The sequence below is a fragment of the Bacteroides sp. MSB163 genome (genome assembly GCF_036416795.1).
Taxonomy (GTDB): Bacteria; Bacteroidota; Bacteroidia; order Bacteroidales; family Bacteroidaceae; genus Bacteroides; species Bacteroides maternus.
Window position 1 is genome coordinate 3141778 of the sequence record NZ_CP143867.1, and the last position, 16378, is coordinate 3158155.

Consider the following 16378-nt stretch of genomic DNA (forward strand, 5'->3'; position numbering starts at 1 on the left):
TGTAATATACAAAGATAGCCTAATTTACTGCATTTATAGGTATTGCAACTGTTAATAATGGCTCCGTACACTTAAAAAATGACTCTGGATTTGATGATTTGACATGTCCGATACAAAATTGCAGTTTGCGTATAATGTCCATTACGATTTTGCCAATATGATTTATACGTTTTGGCACGATGCGATAACAAATACATTGTTCCTTTGTGCGGAAAGAAAGCGAGGTACCGTGGCTGCTCTCTTGAAATTACCTATATAAGGAAAGACTGTAAAATTTGGAATGTAATAATTAACTATAGCCATAAAATATGAACAATAGAATTATGAAACGGATATTTGTTTTGCTGGTAGTTACCATTACCGGCATGACGCAGAGTGTCAAGTCTCAGAACGTGGCTGTCAAAAGTAATGTTCTGGCGGATGCTTTCTTGAATCCGAATTTGGGAATAGAAATAGGACTCGCCTCTAAATGGACTTTAGATGTTACGGGACAGTTCAATGCATGGATGCTTTCGCACAATCGACACTGGAAACATTGGGCTATTCAACCTGAAGTCAGATACTGGTTTTGCGATCGCTTCTCGGGGCACTTTGTAGGTACTCACATTCATGGAGGACAGTATAACATTGGAGGTTTTGACGGAAAAATCAATTTCCTTGGTACGGATGCCCGTAAACTAAAGGATACCCGTTACCAGGGATGGTTTGTTGGCGCGGGTATCGCTTATGGCTATGCGTGGATATTGGGGAGGCATTGGAATCTTGAGGCGGAAATTGGCTTTGGTTATTCCTATACACGCTATGACCGCTTCCAGTGTTTAGGATGCGGTAAGAGGATAGAAACGGACAAACCACACCATTATGTGGGACCGACGAAAGCGGCAATCAACCTTGTTTATGTATTTTAATCGTGTACAAGATGAAAAAGATATTATATATCCTAGTAGCCCTTTGGGGCATGGTTGTGGTAGCGGAAGCACAGATCGCAATCGATATGCGGAAACAGGACATCGTGGATGGTGTTTCCGTGGAAAATCTTAAAATGGAACGTAATGGAGGGTACATTGCCATAGACATGCTTTGGGATTTGTCAGGGCTTGATGTGGATGAAAATCGTGCTGTACTTCTTACGCCATGGTTAGTTAATGATAACGACTCGCTTGCCCTGCAATCGGTAGGGGTTTACGGCAGACAGCGTTATTACTTCTATGTACGTAATGGAGAGAGCATGTTATCGGGTAAAGATGAAAAGAGTTATAAAGTCTCGAAGAAGCCTGATACCATTGAATACCACAATTTAGTACCGTATGCAGAATGGATGAACGGCTCCGTGTTGTCGCTTCATCGTAGCGACTATGGATGTTGCAATACTTTATTGGCAGAACAGGCCGGTATGCTTGGACGATACACAGAGGCGTTTTTCCCCGAACTGGTATATGTACGTCCGCAAGGGCAGATCGAAAAAAGGGATTCGCTCGAAGGCTCAGCATTCATCGACTTTCCAGTGGATCAAACGATGATTTATCCGGACTATCGACGCAACACCGCCGAACTTGGGAAAATACAATCATCAATTGACTCCGTGCGAAATGATACGGACATAACTATCACTTCGGTATGGCTGAAAGGTTATGCTTCGCCTGAAGGTTCTTATGCGCATAACAAAGAGTTGGCTATCGGGCGTACTGCCGCATTGAAGAGATACATACAGCAACTTTACCGGTTTGAAGGCGATGTAATAACGACCGATTACGAACCGGAGGATTGGGCAGGATTGCGTTACTACGTGGAACAGTCGAACCTTGCACATCGTGCGGAAATAATCACTTTGATAGACGGTAATTTGGAGCCGGATGCCAGAGAGTGGAAAATAAAACGTGATTATCCGATGGAATACAGTTTCCTGTTACAGAACTGTTATCCTGCGTTACGCCACACTGACTATCGCATAGCCTATACTATCCGCAGTTACAGCGATGTGGAGGAGATAAAACGAATCATGTGTGAGCGACCGCAAAAACTGGATCTGAATGAGTTCTATCTCGCTGCACAAGAGTATGAACCCGGTACGGATGAGTTCACTGAGGTATTCGAGACAGCGGTACGCATGTTTCCGGATGACACTATTGCTAACCTGAATGCTGCCAACGCTGCCATGCGCCGCGGTGACCTCACAAGCGCGAAGCGTTATCTTGCCAAGGCAGATGATTCGCCCGAGGCTGTTTATGCACGGGGAGCACTGGCCATCCGGCAAAAGGATTACGACAGTGCCCGACGTTACTTGAACGAGGCGAAATCGCTCGGATTAGAACAGGCTGGTATTACGCTTGAGCAACTTGAAAAAGGAAGACGTTAACGAGAAAATATATTATTAACAAAATTAGATTACAAAAAATGATGAAGATGAATAAATTATTTTTGGGTTTGTTCGTGTGTACCGCATTGTGTGCATGTTCGAATGATGAATTAGGAGTTATTCCGGATGATACACCGAATGTTTTCGCAGGAAGTGAGGCGTATATTAATGTCCGCCTTGCTGATGCAGGCTCTCTTACAAGAGCGCAAGAAGGTGACTTTGAGTACGGAACAAACGAGCAGTCCGTAAAAAATGCCTACTTCTATTTTTATGATGCGGATGGTGTATTTGTGACACAAGGTGATGTTTGGGCGAATGGTAACGCCTCGGTAACAACCCCTGCCGGAAACATTGAATTTACAAGTAATAACGTTGTGGTACTGAAAGGAATGGACAAGAAGAACTATCCTAAGTATATGGTAGCGGTACTCAACAAACCGAATAATTTCGTGTATGGAGAAACGCTCGACGAAATGCAGACAGTGCTTGCGGATAATAATGCGGAAGGTATTTATTATCCGGAAACAATCAACAACAGTACTATCAATTACTTTACCATGAGCACTACAAGCTACACCGACACCAATCGGGCAAAGTATTTTGTAACAGAAGTTAAAGAGGAAAATTTCTCTCTTGAGCCGATGACGGATGTGAGTGCGATTACTAATACGGTGACCGTATATGTAGAGCGTCTGGCGGCCAAGGTAACTTTGAATGTGTCCGGTGAACTCGAAAAGGATGAAAATGGGCGTTATCCGATAAAAGTCACTGTGGCAGGTGAAGACAACTCAGCCGGAAGCGATAATATCGCTTCGGAAGACCTTTATGTGGAATTGCTCGGATGGAAATTGAATGCTACAGCGAAGAAATCGCACATGGTCAAGAACATAGATATTGCTTGGGCAGACAACGACTTGGGCTTTATGTGGAATAGAACAATTGATTACCGTAGCCACTGGGGCAAGTCATTCAACTATGGTTTTTCCGGATATCCTGAAAATGCGGCAGCAGTTTCCGGCAATTCCGAATATCTGAACTATGTCGATTTGGAAGATGGCTTAACTGCATTGGGAACTTCTGCCTATTGTGCAGAGAACACCAACACAAGTGCCATTGTTACTACCAATTTTTCTTCTGCCGTTACGAGTATTCTGTTGAAAGCCAAGGTTTGCGATGTAAACGGAGATGCACTTGACCTCGTACGTTATAATGGTGTGCTTTTCAAACAAGACTCCTTCCTCGAATACGTGCTCAGCGTACTGAAGACCAAAAATCAACTGAACGTGTGGTATGAAGACGGCCAAGATGATAAAGGCAACACAAAATATACTCAGATTGGTAAAGAGTATGTGAAGTTGGAGAATGTGGGCGACGGGAAAGTGAAAGTGGTATTTACGAATGAGAATGGCGCTTCATTATATACAGAAGACGGCTCCGATTATTCAGAACAAATCATTACTGCTCTTAACAATAATTTGGCTACTGCTTCCGCAGATGCCACCGCCTATAACGGTGGGTTAATGTACTACAACATTCCCATTGAGCACCTCAACAATGGAGCTATTACGGAAAATGGAATTATTCCGGAAGCCAAATATGGCGTGGTGCGTAATCACCACTACGTAGTTACCGTTGACAAATTAGAGAAGATAGGTAAGGGAATTTTTGATGGAGACGAAAAAATCGTTCCCGGTGACGATCCGGATGGTGACATTTATTACGTTGGGGCAAAAATTAATATCCTTTCTTGGAAGATTGTTAGCCAAAATGTTGAACTTTAATTCTTTATGAAAAAAACGTTGTCTTTCTAAACAACCATTCCATGAGGGACTTCCACATGGAATGGTTTTAGAAAAGCGCTTCCGTTCCGGTGCAAAGAAAGGACGGAACCGGAAAAGGTATATTTGCCATTTCCCACCGAAAATGAAAATTCCCTGCGGTATTTTCCGCAGCATATATAATATCTAACAATTTAAGTCAAATGGATATACGGTCTTACATAAGAAAAACAATCGGAAAGTTACTGGCAGTTATCGCTTGGACTCCGATTCTATATGCCTGCGACGGCTTAATCTATGACGATGAGGGTGACTGCTCAGTGAACTACCGTGTGAAGTTCTGTTATGATTACAACATGAAGTTTGCCGATGCCTTTGCTCATGAGGTGAATGTCGTGACACTTTACCTGCTTGATGTCGATGGTAGGGTGGTTTGGCAACGTACTGAACAAGGAGAAGCCCTTGCAGCCGATGGCTATGCCATGACTGTAGATGTAGAACCGGGCGAATACGACTTACTTGTTTGGTGTGGTACTACTGACAAAGGCTCTTTCTCAATACCCGAAACAACTGCCGGTAAGGAACTGGCCTGTACGCTTGAAAGACAACGTGATATCGGGAACCAAGCATTCGTTACCGAAGATCTTGACCGCTTATTCTATGGGTGGCTTCCGAAACAGATGTTCGGTGAAACCGAAGGTACGTACACTTACACTGTACCGTTGGTGAAGAATACCAACAACGTGCGAGTGGTGTTGCAACACCTTTCGGGAGAGGCTGTGGACAAAGACAAGTTTGTCTTCACCATCACCGACACTAACGGAAGTATGGACTGGGACAACACGTTGTTGCCCGATGAACTGGTGACTTTCTACGCATGGCACACCGACGCCGGGGAAGTTGGTATGGACACCCGCTCCGAAGCTGTCCGATCCACATCTCGCGCCGCCTTCAGTGCGGCTATAGCCGAACTGACTGTGCCGCGTCTTGTGAAAGGGCAGGAGACACGGCTCACCGTGTCCAATAAAGAAACGGGAAAAACGGTTTTCTCCATCCCTCTTATCGACTATGCTTTACTAGTGAAGGGCTTCTATCACCGAAATATGGACGATCAGGAGTATCTCGACAGGCAGGACATGCATGACATGGTGTTCTTCCTCGATGAAGATGATCACTGGCTCGATACCTATATTTATATCAATTCTTGGAAAGTTGTACTGCAAAACAGTGAACTGTAATAGGAGGAATGTGAATGAAGAATGTAGTACGACATATCGTCACGGGAACTCTGATATTTTTTGTGTTGTGGGGTACCTCCTGTAGCCATGACACAGAGATCTTCAGCGTCTCCGATAGGGAGACAGCTCTTAGCATCGGTCTCAGATTACCTATAAGAAGTCTGGAGACAGATGAAGGTTATGAGGTTGGAGAAACCTATGAGAACTACATAGATGTAGAGAACAACAACTACAGGATTTATTTCTTTACCTCCGATAATAAGTTCATCGCCCGTTTTGAACCGGATGGCTTCGTGGTGACTGAAGGAAGCGATTACAGGGATTATAGTGTGCTTGGCAAGGCGCCTACATCTTTGGTTAATCATAAAAATTTCAAGATGGTTGTGCTTGCCAATTGGCCGCAATATGGTGACGATACGATGAAGGCCGGAGAAACGTTACTTGCGGATGTCTGCGATGCCGAATGGGGGCAGTTTGGTAGTTTTTCTTCTTTCGAGTTGGGACCGGAACGGCTAGTTCCTTTTTATGGTGTTCACGAATACAATAATATAGAATTTAAGGTTGGAGAGGTTACATTGCTGCCTGAGCCTGTCACTTTGCTCCGTGCAGTGGCAAAGGTAGAGGTGATACTTAAAATGGACGAACATTTTGATTTATCGTTTAGTGAGGTGAAGATTCATCGCTATAATAAAAAGGGATATTGTGCCCCGAAAGATGTTTTTTCGCAGGACGATTACGATCATAGTGGTGAGTGGAACAGCGATTACGTTAGTGGTTTACACCTTGTGGAAGATGGTAACGATGTGGAAGAAAAAATACAAGATTTCCGCTTTGCAAGCCAATGGATGGATACTGGCGGAAATAAATATGAGAAATGGATTGCCTACCTGTCCGAATACCGGAACATCGATGCGGGCGACAAATACTCGTGCATTGAAGTAAGGTTCGATGCCCAGACTGATGAGGACGAACCGCATAGAGTCTATTTCGCGAATTATGACGAAAGCGGAAAGACGGATAGTAACGACAATGCCAGGCGTTTCAACATTGTCCGCAACAATCTTTACCGTTTCACCATTACTGTCCGAGATAGCAGACTCATGGTGAACGTGCAAGAATGGAAATATGCTTATGATAACGAATATACTTTTGACTGATATGAAACATTACTTCTTATTATTCATACTTCTATTGGCAACTATCACAATAGAGGGTTGCACGGAAGAACTGCATCCGGAGACAAATGGAACAAACGGGGTAGTCTTTAATGAGGGAGAACTGACGAAAGCCATATTGAATTTGTCGGTCAATACATTTGCTGTTGAAGCACAGGCAAGTACAAGGGCATCTATACCGAGCAATACACCTGAAAATGAGACTTCGGAAGAAAAAGAGGTACACAATATTTGGGTGTTTCAGTATGATGCAGTTACGAAAGAACTGTTGATAAAGCCGCGTTACTATACTATCACTGACCAGATAATATTGCAAGATTTGCCTGTATATCTGAAAGCCGGAATTCCGTCCTTCGTATATGTTGTAACCAATACGGGGTATGACAACTGGGCTAACGATGACACGGATACTTCATGGCAGAAGTTTAAGAATTTGGAACAACTGAAGAAGCAAACCTTACCTACCGCTTTCCCATTACGTTCAATAGATAAGGTGTCGATACCAATGGTCGGAACAAGTGAGGAGGTGGAAGTAACAACAGGCATTACGGTTACAGTACCGGTTACGCGTATGTATGCCAAACTTAAAGTAAAGGTAGAGATGCTGAAGGCAGAGATGAAGCTGAACAATGTCAACGTAAGGCAAATTCCGAATATTTGCCGGATAGAAACCTTTGCCGGCGATGGAAATGGAGAGCCGATGACTGCGGTTCCATTTCCTGATGGAACGACATTCAGTTCCATAGCCTTTGCCGCTTCGGATTTGGAAAAGAGTGAAGATAAAGAATGGGCTGTTTTTTATGTTCCTGAAAATCTGCAAGGGGAAATAGAAAATCAGGGCGGAAACAAGTCTGATGCAGCTCCCTCTAATGCACTTGTGGTAGATGTAACCGCTGAAATAGGTGGTGAAAAATATCTCTATGCAGCTTATCCCGGAGGAAACTCACTTAATAATTTTAATATACAACGTAATCAGGTTTATCGCATGACGTTGACTATTACAGGAGAGAAAGGTCAGAATAATCCATCGTCCAACTGCTTTGTTGTAAAACCAAATGGTTTCCTGTCTTTCGAGCCCTACTACCGTGTGGAGACAGGAGGCGGGTATAATTTTGCAGACTATTTAAGTCCTCATGATGAGAATCTGAAAATAGCCCGTGTCGGCATTATCTGGCAAACCAAAGACTGCATCGGTGATAATACGGATGGAACGTTGGTGCAACTCGGTGAGAACACAGGAGACATTCATCAGAAAATCTATGTTAGAGCGCAAAAGAAAGGTAATGCCTTGATCGGTGCTTACAATAACAAGGGAGACGTTCTGTGGTCTTGGCACATCTGGGTTACAGACCATGAGCCGGACAATCTTGGCAGAGCCGTTACTTATTACACATACGACTGGGACAATAACGGCATATATCCTGAGAAGCCGCGTATTCAGGGCTATGCCGTCATGTCATGCAATCTCGGTGCATTGGCGGAGAATCAGAAAGGTATAGGAAATGGTCTCCGTCGGTATCCGGATGAAATGACGCAGGCTTTCGGTATGTTGTATCAATGGGGACGAAAAGATCCGTTCCCTCCTTTACGCAATGTTATAAATGAACATCAGGACTATAACGACGAACATACAGATCTGCATTATGACAACTCCAACCAGGTTGAAGTGCATAAGACATCCGGCACTGATGAAAACAATCTGTTCCATTCGGTGATTGGAAATACCCTGACCGGAGCTGTCAGACACGCCATTGCCAATCCCACGGTTTTTATCACTGGAACGAACGATGTTAACCGAAATGAAAGTTACGTACAACAAAAGAGCAACTATTTCAATAATGGAGACTGGTGTCCAATAGGAGAAAGCGACAATAAACTTTGGGGGGGACTGGAGCCGGCTTCCGATGGAATGAAAGCTTACACGATTAACCAAACTAATAATGTACATATATACGATAACTACGGAACGGAAAAATCTATTTTCGACCCTTGTCCTACAGGCTGGAGGGTTGCCTCGGGTGAATTGTGGTTCGAGTTTACAAATACAGGGCTCAATCCCGGATCTATGAGTGGTATCAATTATGACGATAAATTTTCGGACGGATATGGAATGAATATGTATATGCAGAAGTGGAAAGAGGGGCCGACTTCTTATTTCCCGACACAGGGAACACGTGTGGGCGATGGAGGAGGCTTTCGTACAAACAGTTGTGGAAACTATCATAATGCAACCACGGACACGGACAACCGAGTGAACATTTTGCATATCCACAAGGATGCCGGTTTGTTCCATATCTTTGAATACCAATTCTATTTTTATTATGTAAAGTCGGTGGCAGGACCGATCCGATGCGTGCGAGATTCGAAATAAAACTGTGTGCTTTTTCTATTCTGTTCTCAGTCTCATTTTTATTTTCTATCTTTGTCCTAAATAAATATGTGATTTGAAGGTGGCACGGAAGATGAGCCGGAAGCTAAGAATTGATGAGCGTATTTAGGGGTATAATTATGGCAGAAGATTTATGTATCAGCAATGGTAGCAAGGCCGAAAAGTATCAGACCTTGCTTCTCCAGATAAAGAGCCTGATTGAAGGTGAAAATGACCTTATAGCCAATCTGGCTAATGTTTCGGCTGCACTGAAAGAAACTTTCGGCTTCTTTTGGGTGGGATTCTATCTGGTAAAAGGGGAAGAACTGGTATTAGGTCCTTTTCAGGGACCGATAGCCTGCACACGTATCCGGAAAGGACGGGGTGTTTGCGGCACGGCATGGGCTAAGGCGGAGACGTTGGTAGTGCCCGATGTCGATTCATTTCCCGGACATATAGCTTGCAGCTCGTTGTCGCGCTCGGAGATCGTTGTTCCGTTGATTCGTGAGAATGGCGAGGTGTGGGGCGTGCTCGATATAGATAGTGAAAGCCTGAATACCTTTGACGAAACAGATGCACGTTTTCTTGGAGATATATGCTCCTGGTTCTGAAGATTGTGTTGAAGTAATAAAATGCAAAATAGGAATAACAGAAAAATAATATGATGAAGAAATTGACTATGTTCTTGTGTTTGGCTTGTGCCTGGATGTGTTCTCTGCAGGCTCAGGAAGCTAAAACCTTTTTCAAAAATATGCCCGATAGCCTTAGCCCGTTGCTTACTGCCGTGAACCGTGCCGACTTTATCGACTTCCTTGAAAGTAAGATGAAAGCGGAAGTAACGAACCGTTTTGGCGGTAAATCGGAAATGACGGAGCTTGCTCCCGACTACATCCGTATCCAGATGACACCGCAAAGCTCCTGGCAGATGAAACTGCTGGCTACGAGCGACAGTACGAAAGTGATTTGTACCGTATCTACAGCTTGTGCTCCTGCCTGTGATAGTGATGTCCATTTCTATACCACCGGTTGGGAAGAATTGCCTGCTTCTTCTTTCCTCACTCCTCCTGTAATGAAAGATTTCCTGTTATTACCCGATACGGTGATGGATTATGAAGTGAGAGATGCCGGCGAAAAGGCAGATATGTTGCTGATGAAAGCCGATCTTTCTGCAAAGGACAATACACTGACCTTTACTTTTACAACTACCGACTATATGGATAAAGAAGCGGCAGAGAAACTGAAGCCGTATCTCCGCCGCCCTGTAGTGTATGTTTGGAAAGAAGGTGGTTACAAGTTACGAGATACAAGCTACAAGTAACGAGTAGCTGCGCACTGCTCTATTCCGAAAGGGACTTGTTGCTCGTAGCTCGTAACTCGTAGCTACTTCACCTTTATTCTGTCGAACCCTTCTCCGTATACTCCGATTACCGCACTTTGTGATACAAATGCGTTTGGATCTATATCCTTTATCAATCGGAATATAATCGTTGATTCGCGCTTCTTGGCAAGTACGAACAACATCTTCTGTTCCTTGCCGCTATAAAATCCGGAAGCATTGATGACGGTGGCGCCCCGGTGTGGATATATATTGATGTGCCGGGCTATTTCATCGTATTTCTCACTGATGATAAAGAACTGTACGGATTGCCGGGCACTGTTCACTACTTGATCCAGAACAAAACTGCAAATGTACAAGGTTACATAACCGTAAACTACTTTTTCCCAATCCTTCAATACAAAGTAACTGGAAGAAATGATAATCAGGTCACAAATCAGCATGACACGCCCCAGCGTGATGTCACGGTATTTGTTGATGATGGCAGCGATGATATCTGTTCCGCCTGTACTACCATTGGAAGAAAAAGCGATGCCTATGCCGCCTCCGCAGAGGGATGCACCGATGACACACGCCATGAAAGGCTGGTCGTGCAGCAACACCACACCTTCTGCCAGTTTCTGTATCACGGACAGGAAAAATGTTAGTGTGAACACGGCAAATACAGTTTTGATACTGAACTTCCATCCCAAAATACGGATAGAGAGCAACAGTAGGACTAAGTTGATGCTGAAATACGTATATTGCACAGGGAAGCCTGTGGCAAAATAAACAATAGAAGCAATACCCGGTACTCCTCCGGTGGTGATGTCATTGGGCAACAGAAATACTGTCCAGCCTATACCATAAAGAATTAATCCAAGGGCGATCATTACATAATCTCTCGTTTCCCGGAGAAGGCTTTGCTTTGACGGGACATTTACAATCTTCTTCATCTGACTTTATACGCAAGTATGGGTTATAACTAATTTAACAAGCTTTCTCATGATAAATGTGTTTTGGCCGTAAATCGGCGCAAAGATAAATCTAATTTTTTGAATACTTGTTCAAAAGGTTATTGTTCGTGAGGGGTGGACTTAAAATTTATTTGCTGATTAAATTCTTGTAGACTACTGTTTGCAGTAATTTTTCCCGTCGCAGGGCTGAAACTGGAAGTTCTTTCCCATTGATGAAGACTCTTCCTTTGGCAATAGAATCGATGTGCGAGAGGTTTACAAGGAAAGACTTGTGTATTCTGAAGAAGGCACTTTGAGGCAGAATTTCTTCCAGTGAAGCCATGGTCTGATGGATGACGAGAGTTTTGGACTTGAAGTGCAGTTTCAGATAGTTCTGCATACCTTCTACATACAGTATATCTTTCCAGGATATCTGGGTAAATGCATCCCCCTGCCTGATATACATTTCCCGGGCGGTTTCTTCTATTCCATTATTTTGCAGTAGGAGTTGGGTTCTGAAAGTATGGGCAGCCTTGGTCACTGCCTGGAAGAAACGCTGAAAAGAAATTGGTTTCAGTAAGTAGTCAACAACATTGAGTTGATAGCCTTCCAGGGCATATTCGGAGTAGGCGGTAGTTAGTATGGTCAACGGTGCTTCATCCAATGATTTCAGGAAATCGATGCCGGAAAGATAGGGCATATTGATATCCAGAAACATGAGGTCGATAGACTGGTTTTCTAATATTCCTCTTGCTTCGAGTGCAGAAGAACAGGTGGCGTTGACTGTGAGAAAGTCCAGTGTGCTGATGTGGTTGGCAATGCCTTTGATGGCGATTTGTTCGTCGTCTACGATGAGGCATTTCAGGGGTTGTTGTTCAGGGGAGTCTTTCATCTTTTATATTTCAATGCTAAGTGAGGTTTGATAATAGACATCTGTTTGGTTGACGGACAACTGGTACTTCTTGTGAAACAGGATGTCCAGTCGTTTGATTGCATTGGCCAGTCCCAGTCCGGTGCCTGGTCGTTGCAGATACGGGGAACTGGTGTTGCCGACTTCAAGAAGGATATGATGGACATTTTGTTTGAGCCGTATCTGTACTTGTCCTTTCTCCGTGGGTGTGTGCGATGCATGTTTAAAGGCATTTTCTATGAATGTCAGTAATAACAAAGGCGGAAATTCGATGCTGCCGTCTTCTACTTCCCATTCGGTGCTTACGGCCAGTTTGTCTTCCCAGCGAATGTTTTCTATCGCTATGTAGTTTTGCAGAAATTCTATCTCCTGTTCCAGGCTGATAAGTTCTTTCTGACCGTTATACAATTGGTAGCGCAGGATATCGGAATATTTCTCTAACAAGGAGGAAGCCAAAGGCACATTATCCTGCATCAGGATGTTGATGTGATTCAACACATTGAACATGAAGTGAGGGGTGATTTGCTGCCGTAATGTCTGGAAGAGGAATTGAGATTTCTCTTTTTCTAATTGCAGGTTTTCCGAATAGAAGCACAGGCCACAGAAGGCGAGATTAATAACCAATGTACCCGGTAGCAAGAGGATCGAGTTGAAAAGAAGGCTCTCTTCTCCCTCTACGAAGATGTTGGATACAGGGAACATACCTGTTTGTTCAAGATACTGGAAGAGAACGAAGTAGGAAGCTACCAGTGTACTTGTGGGGATGCAAAGCACTATAAACAATATCCAGAAAGGTTTCATCTGCTTGGTGCGTATCGCTTTTTTCAGCAGATGGTTGCATAGATACTGGTTTACCAACATATAACTGCCACTTATGCAGATGGTGAGAAGCGTTGCTTCGCATATACTGGTCGACATATTGAGGAATTGTATCCAGAAAGTGCCGGCAATGAGTAGCCAGAAGATAGTAGAGAGCTGCTGCGGTTTGAAAGTCTGATGTTTCTTCATGTTGCAAAGATAAGGGATAAAGTGGTTGCTGCTTATCCGTTTCGTCATAAGCAGGCCGGGGTTTGGTCAAAAAGATTTCCTCGTTCGCATTGATATTGGCAATCTTTGTGGCATACAAATCATTAAAAGAAAGAGCAAAAATGAAGTGGATATCTATTGCAACAGTCTTAGTTCTAATGCTTTCTGTGGAATGCACTGCACAGATCACTATTAAAACAGAGTATTTCGGTACATCGGCTTATCGGGATGAACACAATCAGAAAGTGGGTAACAGTAAAGGTTCCGCCATGGTCTATCACGGAAGTGCCAGTCTGCCTTTGTCGATGAAAAAGAACGAAAGCAATCAGCCTACGATATGGGGTATCGGGCTTTCGGGCGATTATGCGTCTTTGAATAATAAGAATATTGCAAAGTCTCTTGTGTTGTCCGAGATTCTGAATTTGCAAATGTCGCTTTTCCATGTGCGGCCTTTGAGTGAGAAATGGTCGATGATGGCAAGCGTCGGTGTCGGCGTGTATACGGATGATACACGGTTTTCGCATTTACGTTTCCGAAACGTATTGGGAAGTGCGGGGTTGGTCTTTGTCAGGCGTATACTCCCTAATCTGGAACTGGGTGCGGGTTTGGCATTGAACAATGCTTTCGGTTATCCTATGGCGTTTCCTGCATTATACGTAAACTGGAATTATGGGCATAAACTGACTTGCAGCTTTTCGGCTTTGGATGGAGCTAACCTTGCGGTTGGGTATAATGTGGACAAAACGTTCAGCATCAGTTTCATTACGGAAATGGGTGGGCAGATGGCTTTGACAGAGTTGAATGGTGATGATAAGATTTTTACGCATCAGTACATTGTGGTAGGTTTCCGTCCTGAATTCAAGGTTTCCAAGCATATTTCTTTGCCTGTTACGGTGGGGATAAATGCGGTACGCAATGCTTATTATGATGGCAGAAGCTTGTCGGCATTCTTTAAGGCGATGGGGAGGGAATATGATCCTTGTTTCCAGATAGCACCGTATTTCTCGGTAAGTATTGTATTGCAGTAAGTTGTATTTCCGAAAACATTGTTATCTTTGTACTTGTAAACGAAAAGCATAGGAGGCTACCTGATGAAAACTACAGAAGAAATTCTTAATATCCTACGCGAGTTCAAGCATACTGCGGGTGATAAGTACGGAATAGAGCAGATAGCTTTGTTCGGCTCTGCTGCACGTGGTGAGCTACGGGAAGACAGTGATATTGATGTTTGCGTGAAGCCACGCAAGGCTATCGATTACTTCACTCTGCAAGATGTCAGGGAAGAACTTGAGAAACTGTTTCAACGTAAGGTTGATTTATTAACTCTGCATGAGAATATGCGACAGCTATTCCGGCAAAATATTGAGCGAGATGCAATTTACGTCTAAAGAAGAACTGGCAGATATGCTTCGTTTTGTTGAACGCCAAACGGTGTTTACCATTGAGACTACTGCAAAGGTAGAAATCTATCATGACTTTCTTGCTTCTCAGGAGGCCATGGTATTATTTAATTCTACCTGTATGTGTTTACAAACCATTGGTGAAACTATTCGTAGAGTTGATGAACGCACAAGTGGAAGACTTTTTGCCTGTTATCCCGAAACACCTTGGAAGAAGGTAATAGGTATGCGCAATATCATTTCGCACGAATATCTTTCAATTGATCCGCAAGTGATTTTTGCCACAGTGAAAACTCGTCTTAATCCGCTTTTATCTGATCTACGCCGGGTATTGTCTGATATTGATGCCGGTTTGAGAGATGAGGAATTGAAATAATATATTAATCAGCGATTGTTATAACTAAGACGCTGTACGCGCACAACACCCTTAACTCCGGCATCTGGATATTTTGTCTTATAATACTCGGTCAAATCCTCGTAAAACCAAAGGCGATTGAAAGAAGAGCCGGCAATTTGAGTGATAATGGCATCGTACCGGCGTATCATTTGTTCAGAACCCGATAGAAAGATAAAAGTCCATTTTCCATGAGTAACGATTTGCTCATTTGGCGGCAATAATTTATAGGAAGCTGGAAGTTCTGCTTGAGGACCGTTCTCCCTCCGATACATCCCACTTAATAGTGGAGTATAATCTGCATCAACAAGTGTCCACGTTGAGAGTTCTTCATTAAATACATAACCGCTGCCGACAAGGTACGATGAAGTATTTCGTAAATCATCTTCTATGATACTTTTGAGTTCCGCATCAACCGCATACGTAAGTTGAATCTTAAATGGTGCTTTATGCTGGAATATAATTTCTCTCAATTCATACCTGACTGTAGACCCGTCAATGGAGGGATTTTCGAGAGGGGTTACCTTAACCTTTAACTTGTAATCATATCCCTTATTATATTCAAAACCTTCTATTTGATCTGGAGCTATATACAATTTTTCATTATTTCCCGCAATACTACATTCCATAACTTGAACACGAGGATGGAGTGGAGTTGAAGGTGTAGCTTTTATCCACACAAACTCAGGTGATACAGACATGATCACAATATTTTCTACATTGTCATCATCCTTGTCACAACTAATAAAACAGAATGCATAAAGGAATAATAACATTATCCCAAATCTTTCTTTTGCTCTCATAATACCGAACGAATTAAGGTACAAAATTATTTAATCGCAAAGTAAGGCAAAATAAAGGATAAAAACCTTGATTTGAATCAAGATTTGCTTTTCAATATAATTCTTTTTCTAATCCGGCTCAAGGTTTCCGGCGTTATCATTAAATATGAAGCCATTTCTCTGAGTGTTATCCTGTTTAGTATATCAGGACATTTGGCGACTAATGATAGATACCGTTCTTCCGGAGTATCGCAATATAGAGATTTAAGTCTCTGTGCCATTGAAAAAAGAACAACTTCTGCTATCCTTCTGCCAAGAAACTGAGCATCCATGCTACTATTGAAATATGAATTTATCTCAGATATAGAAAGTGTATATATGACGGAACTTTGAACAGCTTGTATATTAGAAATTGCGTAACAATTATTCTGTAAAGGCGAATAATTGCCGAGAATTTCGTTCTCAAATGCATAAGACAAAATATGCTCTTTTCCATCGGAATCATCACAGGTGTATCTGAATGCACCTTTCTCAAGATAAGCTACAAAAGGGAAATTCTCTTCTGCCCTGCAAAAATACTCGTTCTTTTCTAAGGTAATTTTCTTACCCTTATTAAGAAATAGATGAATGAAATCGCTAAAATCGAGTATTTCATTGTATATATTGAATTCTCCCATAAG

The 16378-nt window shown here is 42.9% G+C and carries 16 protein-coding genes; 11 read left to right on the top strand and 5 right to left on the bottom strand.

Features of this window, described 5'->3' with window-relative positions; genetic code table 11:
- Positions 1-308: 308 nt before the first annotated feature.
- From VYM24_RS11485 to VYM24_RS11520, 8 genes are all read left to right on the top strand, one after another.
- Entirely contained in the window at positions 309-908 is a 600-nt protein-coding gene (locus VYM24_RS11485) for a DUF3575 domain-containing protein (RefSeq protein WP_007666647.1), read from the top strand.
- An 11-nt stretch (positions 909-919) separates the two neighbouring features.
- On the top strand, positions 920-2356 hold the full coding sequence (locus tag VYM24_RS11490) for a DUF3868 domain-containing protein (protein ID WP_330942173.1): 1437 nt from the start codon (positions 920-922) through the stop codon (positions 2354-2356).
- A 41-nt stretch (positions 2357-2397) separates the two neighbouring features.
- Entirely contained in the window at positions 2398-4137 is a 1740-nt protein-coding gene (locus VYM24_RS11495; RefSeq protein WP_330942237.1) for an Mfa1 family fimbria major subunit, read from the top strand.
- Positions 4138-4337: 200 nt separating this feature from the next.
- A complete protein-coding gene (locus VYM24_RS11500) occupies positions 4338-5372 on the top strand; it encodes a FimB/Mfa2 family fimbrial subunit (RefSeq protein WP_299089240.1) in 1035 nt (344 codons plus the stop codon).
- A gap of 14 nt (positions 5373-5386) precedes the next feature.
- Positions 5387-6529, top strand: coding sequence for a hypothetical protein (locus VYM24_RS11505; protein ID WP_330942174.1), 1143 nt, complete (start codon positions 5387-5389; stop codon positions 6527-6529).
- Position 6530: 1 nt separating this feature from the next.
- Complete coding sequence (locus VYM24_RS11510; protein WP_330942238.1) at positions 6531-8918, top strand: DUF4906 domain-containing protein; 2388 nt, start codon at positions 6531-6533, stop codon at positions 8916-8918.
- A 137-nt stretch (positions 8919-9055) separates the two neighbouring features.
- Positions 9056-9526 (top strand): GAF domain-containing protein, encoded by a 471-nt coding sequence (locus tag VYM24_RS11515; RefSeq protein WP_330942175.1) that lies wholly within the window; start codon positions 9056-9058, stop codon positions 9524-9526.
- Positions 9527-9576: 50 nt separating this feature from the next.
- Positions 9577-10233, top strand: a complete 657-nt coding sequence (locus tag VYM24_RS11520; protein ID WP_330942176.1) for a DUF3256 family protein — start codon at positions 9577-9579, stop codon at positions 10231-10233.
- 62 nt (positions 10234-10295) lie between these two features.
- Here the strand turns inward: VYM24_RS11520 and VYM24_RS11525 are convergent, their stop codons facing one another.
- From VYM24_RS11525 to VYM24_RS11535, 3 genes are all read right to left on the bottom strand, one after another.
- Positions 10296-11186, bottom strand: coding sequence for a YitT family protein (locus VYM24_RS11525; protein ID WP_330942177.1), 891 nt, complete (start codon positions 11184-11186; stop codon positions 10296-10298).
- 148 nt (positions 11187-11334) lie between these two features.
- On the bottom strand, positions 11335-12078 hold the full coding sequence (locus VYM24_RS11530) for a LytR/AlgR family response regulator transcription factor (RefSeq protein ID WP_289124288.1): 744 nt from the start codon (positions 12076-12078) through the stop codon (positions 11335-11337).
- Between the two features lie 3 nt (positions 12079-12081).
- The gene (locus tag VYM24_RS11535) at positions 12082-13152 is read right to left on the bottom strand and encodes a sensor histidine kinase (RefSeq protein WP_289124286.1); all 1071 of its coding nucleotides are present in this window, start codon (positions 13150-13152) and stop codon (positions 12082-12084) included.
- Positions 13153-13244: 92 nt separating this feature from the next.
- On the opposite strand from VYM24_RS11535, the gene VYM24_RS11540 reads away from it, so the two are divergent.
- From VYM24_RS11540 to VYM24_RS11550, 3 genes are all read left to right on the top strand, one after another.
- Positions 13245-14150, top strand: coding sequence for a DUF6268 family outer membrane beta-barrel protein (locus VYM24_RS11540; protein WP_330942178.1), 906 nt, complete (start codon positions 13245-13247; stop codon positions 14148-14150).
- A 63-nt stretch (positions 14151-14213) separates the two neighbouring features.
- A complete protein-coding gene (locus VYM24_RS11545; protein ID WP_007212619.1) occupies positions 14214-14510 on the top strand; it encodes a nucleotidyltransferase family protein in 297 nt (98 codons plus the stop codon).
- The gene (locus VYM24_RS11550) at positions 14494-14898 is read left to right on the top strand and encodes a HepT-like ribonuclease domain-containing protein (RefSeq protein ID WP_289124282.1); all 405 of its coding nucleotides are present in this window, start codon (positions 14494-14496) and stop codon (positions 14896-14898) included. The genes VYM24_RS11545 and VYM24_RS11550 overlap by 17 nt, the downstream gene beginning before the upstream one ends.
- An 8-nt stretch (positions 14899-14906) precedes the next feature.
- On the opposite strand, the gene VYM24_RS11555 is transcribed toward VYM24_RS11550, so the two are convergent.
- Together VYM24_RS11555 and VYM24_RS11560 are read right to left on the bottom strand one after the other, a co-directional pair.
- A complete protein-coding gene (locus VYM24_RS11555; protein ID WP_289124280.1) occupies positions 14907-15719 on the bottom strand; it encodes a DUF4377 domain-containing protein in 813 nt (270 codons plus the stop codon).
- A gap of 77 nt (positions 15720-15796) precedes the next feature.
- Positions 15797-16375: a Crp/Fnr family transcriptional regulator gene (locus VYM24_RS11560; RefSeq protein ID WP_330942179.1), complete on the bottom strand. Its 579-nt coding sequence runs from the start codon at positions 16373-16375 to the stop codon at positions 15797-15799.
- Between the last annotated feature and the right edge of the window lie 3 nt (positions 16376-16378).